The organism is Synechococcus sp. H55.9 (assembly GCF_047462355.1).
Classification (GTDB): Bacteria; Cyanobacteriota; Cyanobacteriia; order Thermostichales; family Thermostichaceae; genus Thermostichus.
On the sequence record NZ_JANSJB010000036.1, the window covers coordinates 7,793 to 12,557 of the forward strand.

A 4,765-nucleotide genomic window follows, 5' to 3' on the forward strand; every position below is an offset into this window, starting at 1 on the left:
TGGCCGTAGAGGAGACCGGCATGGGCATTGTGGAAGACAAGGTGATCAAAAATCACTTTGCCTCTGAATACATTTACAACAAGTACAAACACGAGAAAACCTGTGGCGTCATTGAGCGGGACGAGAGCTTTGGCTACGAGCGCATTGCCGAGCCGGTGGGGCTTTTGGCGGGCATTGTGCCGGTCACCAACCCCACTTCGACAACGATTTTCAAAGCCCTCATCACTCTGAAAACCCGCAACGCCATCATTTTTGCGCCTCACCCCCGCGCCAAACGATGCACCATCGCTGCAGCCAAAGTGGTCAAAGAGGCGGCTGAGGCGGCAGGCGCGCCTGTGGGCTTGATTGGCTGGATTGACGAGCCCACGATTGAGCTTTCTCAGGCTTTGATGCAGCATCCGGAGGTGAAATTGATCCTGGCCACCGGCGGCCCCGGCATGGTCAAGGCGGCCTATTCCTCCGGCCACCCCTCGCTGGGCGTGGGGGCGGGCAACACGCCGGCGGTCATCGACACCAGTGCCGACATTCCCATGGCCGTCAGTTCAATCTTGCTCAGCAAAACTTTTGACAACGGCATGATCTGCGCCTCGGAACAGGCGGTGATTGTGGTGGAGGCCGTTTATGAGCAGGTGAAGGCGGAATTTTGTCATCAAGGGGCCTACTTTTTGGATCCGGAACAAACGCAAGCGGTGCGCCGCATCCTCCTCAGGGATGGCCGTCTCAATCCAGCTATTGTCGGCCAATCGGTGCAGACCATTGCCGCTCTAGCCGGGATCCAGGTACCCGAAGGCACCAAGCTGCTGATTGGGGAAGTGGACAAGGTGGGGCCCGAAGAGCCGTTTTCCTACGAAAAATTGGCCCCTGTTTTGGCCTTCTACCGTGCCAAGGATTTCCACAGCGCCGTCGATGTTGCTGTCCAACTGGTCAATTTCGGTGGGCGGGGCCACACCTCTGTTTTGTATACCGATCCGGCCAACCAGGACGATATTGCCTACTTTGAGCATGCCCTCCAAACAGCACGGGTGCTGATCAACACCCCCTCTTCCCAGGGGGCGATTGGGGATCTCTACAACTTTAGGCTGGATCCCTCGTTAACTTTGGGCTGTGGCACGTGGGGGGGCAACTCGGTCTCCGACAATGTGGGGCCGCGCCACCTGCTCAACATTAAAACCGTGGCCTACCGGCGGGAAAATATGCTCTGGTTCCGGGTGCCGCCCAAGATCTACTTCAAGCCGGGATGTCTACCGGTGGCGCTGCGGGAGTTGGCCGGCAAAAAACGGGCTTTTTTGGTGACCGATAAGCCCCTCTTCGAGCTGGGTGTGCTGCAGCCGGTTACCCAGGTTTTGGACGAGCTGCACGTGAACTGGGATGTCTACCACGAGGTGGAGCCGGATCCCACCCTCAGCAACGTCAACCGCGGCCTGGAGCAGTTGCGCCAGTTTCAGCCGGATGTCATCATCGCCGTGGGCGGCGGATCCCCGATGGATGCGGCCAAGGTGATGTGGCTGATGTACGAGCAGCCCCAGGTGGAGTTTGAAGGCCTGGCAACGCGCTTTATGGACATCCGCAAGCGGGTCTACGAGCTGCCGCCGCTGGGGCAAAAAGCCCAACTGGTCTGCATCCCCACCACTTCCGGGACGGGATCCGAGGTAACGCCCTTTGCGGTGGTGACCGATGACCGGGTGGGGATCAAGTACCCCCTGGCCGACTACGCCCTCACCCCCAGCATGGCCATTGTCGATCCGGATCTCACCCTGAAGATGCCCAAGAAGCTGACGGCTTACGGCGGCATCGATGCCCTCACCCACGCCTTGGAAGCCTATGTCTCGGTGATGGCCAGCGAGTTTACCGACGGGCTGGCGCTGCAGGCAATTAAGCTGCTGATGACCTACCTGCCGCGGGCCTACGAGAAGGGAGCTGAGGATCCAGAAGCGCGGGAAAAAGTCCACTACGCCGCCACCCTTGCCGGCATGGCCTTTGCCAACGCCTTTTTGGGGGTGTGCCACTCCTTGGCCCACAAGCTGGGATCCACCTTCCACCTGCCCCACGGCCTGGCCAATGCCCTGATGATTACCCACGTCATCCGCTACAACGCCACCGACGCCCCCTTCAAGCAGGCCATCTTTCCCCAATACCGCTATCCCAACGCCAAGCACCGCTATGCCGAAATTGCCGATTACCTGCAGTTGGGCGGAGCCAATGATGATGAAAAGGTCATGCGCCTTATCGAGGCCATCGAGGAGCTGAAGCGGAAGCTGGGGATCCCGGCCAGCATTCGCGAGGCCCTCAGCGAGAGCGAGCAGGCCTTTTACGACCGTCTGGAAGCGATGGCGGAGCAGGCTTTTGATGACCAATGCACCGGCGCCAACCCCCGCTACCCCCTCATTCAGGATATGAAGGAGCTGTACGTCTTGGCCTATCGGGGCTGCCGGGTGGAGGCTGCCCTCTACCACCAGCCGGAGCCGGCTCTGGTTTAAGGTCGGCCTTCCTCCCCGCCAAAACGTACTTCTCCCTTCCCTCCTTGCAACGGCTATGGCTACGCTGCACCGCCCCGATCCCAGCCTGGACATCTGGAAGGCCAGATCCCACCCCTTAGATCCCATTTTTCTGCCCCGCTCGGTGGCGGTGGTGGGGGCAACAGAGCGCGAGGGCAGTGTGGGGCGCACGGTGCTCTGGAACCTGATCAGCCACCCCTTTGGCGGCACGGTCTACCCGGTCAACCCCAAGCGGCACCAGGTGTTGGGCATCCGGGCCTACGAGCGGCTCTCTGCTCTGCCGGAGCCGGTGGATCTGGCCATCATCGCCATCCCGGCAGCCGGGGTGCCGGCGGTTATCCAAGAATGCGTCGAGACCGGCGTCAAGGGGGCCATTGTCCTCTCGGCAGGCTTTAAGGAAATTGGCCCGGAGGGGCTGGAGCTGGAAAAGGCCATCCAAGAGGCTGCCCGCGGCAAGCTGCGCCTCATTGGTCCCAACTGCCTGGGGATCCAAAATCCCCACACCGGCCTCAATGCCACCTTTGCTGCCCAGATGGCCCGACCCGGCAACGTGGGGTTTATCAGCCAAAGCGGGGCGCTCTGCACCTCGATCCTGGACTGGAGCCTGCGGGAAAATGTCGGCTTTAGCGCCTTCATCTCCCTGGGATCCATGCTGGATGTGGGCTGGGGGGATCTCATCGACTATCTGGGCGAGGATCCCCATACCCACAGCATTGTCCTCTACATGGAGTCGATTGGGGACGCGCGGTCGTTTGTGTCGGCGGCCCGCGAGGTGGCGCTGAGCAAGCCGATTATTGTCATCAAGGCGGGGCGTACCCAGGCGGCGGCCCAGGCGGCAGCTTCCCACACGGGATCCCTCACCGGCAGCGACGCGGTTTTGGATGCAGCCTTCCGCCGCTGCGGTGTGCTGCGGGTGGATCACATCGAAGACCTCTTCGACATGGCGGAGGTGCTGGCCAAACAGCCCCGCCCGCAGGGCCCCCACCTCAGCATCCTCACCAATGCCGGCGGACCGGGGGTGCTGGCCACCGACACCCTCATCCGCGCCGGGGGATCCCTGGCCCAGCTCTCTCCCCAAACCCTGGAGCAGCTTAACTCCATCCTGCCGCCCCACTGGAGCCACGGCAATCCCATTGATATTTTGGGCGATGCCGGGCCGGAGCGCTTTGCCCAGGCGCTGGAGATCGTGCTGCGGGATCCCGCCAGCCAGGGCTGTTTGGTGATCCTCACCCCCCAGGCGATGACGGATCCCACCGCCACTGCTGCCAAGGTGGTGGAGACCTGGCGGCGCAGCGGCTCCCGGCAGCCCATCCTGGCCAGTTGGATGGGGGGAGACTTGGTGGATGCCGGCGAGCAGATCCTTAACCAAGCGGGGATCCCCACCTACCGCTATCCGGATCAGGCGGCACGGGTGTTCAGCTATCTGTGGCGCTTTAGCGACAACCTCAAGGCCCTCTACGAAACTCCCACTCTGCTCCCTGCAACAGCGGTCGAGCGCGAGAGGGTGCAACCCATCCTCGGCCAAGCCCGGCAGCAAGGTCGCCGGCTCTTAACCGAGGTCGAGTCCAAGGAGATCCTGGCCGCCTACGGGATCCCGGTGGTGCCCACGCGGGTGGCCAATAGCCCGGAAGCAGCGGTAGAGGCCGCCGCAGAAATGGGCTACCCGGTGGTGCTGAAGCTCTACTCCCATACCCTCACCCACAAGAGTGACGTGGGCGGCGTCCAGCTCAACCTGCCCGATGCCGAAGCGGTGCGGCGGGCCTTCGCCCAGATTCGCCGCAACGTCAGTGAGAAAGCAGGGCCAGAGCACTTCCAAGGGGTGACGGTGCAGCCGATGATCCGCACCGACGGCTACGAGCTGATCCTGGGCAGCAGCGAGGATCCCCAGTTTGGGCCGGTGTTGCTGTTTGGCAGCGGCGGCCAGTTGGTGGAGGTGTTCCAGGATCGCGCCATTGGCCTTCCCCCCCTCAACACCACCTTGGCGCGCCGCCTGATGGAGAATACCCTCATCTACAAGGCCCTCAAGGGGGTGCGGGGACGCCGAGCCGTCAATCTGGAAGCGCTGGAACAGCTCTTGGTGCGCTTCAGCCAACTGGTGGCCGAACAGCGGCAGATCCAAGAGATCGACATCAACCCCCTGCTGGCCTCGGGCGAGCAACTGCTGGCTTTGGATGCCCGCGTCATTTTGCGCTCGGAGCAAGAACCACCCGTGCCGTTGGCCATCCGCCCCTACCCCAGCCAGTACAGTTGGCCCTTCCGCGAGGGCATCA

2 protein-coding genes are annotated in these 4,765 nt (G+C 62.3%); both read left to right on the plus strand.

Annotated elements, in window-relative coordinates; genetic code table 11:
- On the plus strand, positions 1 to 2,477 hold a 2,477-nt coding region (adhE, locus tag NW857_RS06445), incomplete at its 5' end, for a bifunctional acetaldehyde-CoA/alcohol dehydrogenase (RefSeq protein ID WP_414368373.1).
- A gap of 55 nt (positions 2,478 to 2,532) precedes the next feature.
- A partial coding sequence (locus NW857_RS06450; protein ID WP_414368376.1) for an acetate--CoA ligase family protein occupies positions 2,533 to 4,765 on the plus strand: 2,233 nt, incomplete at its 3' end.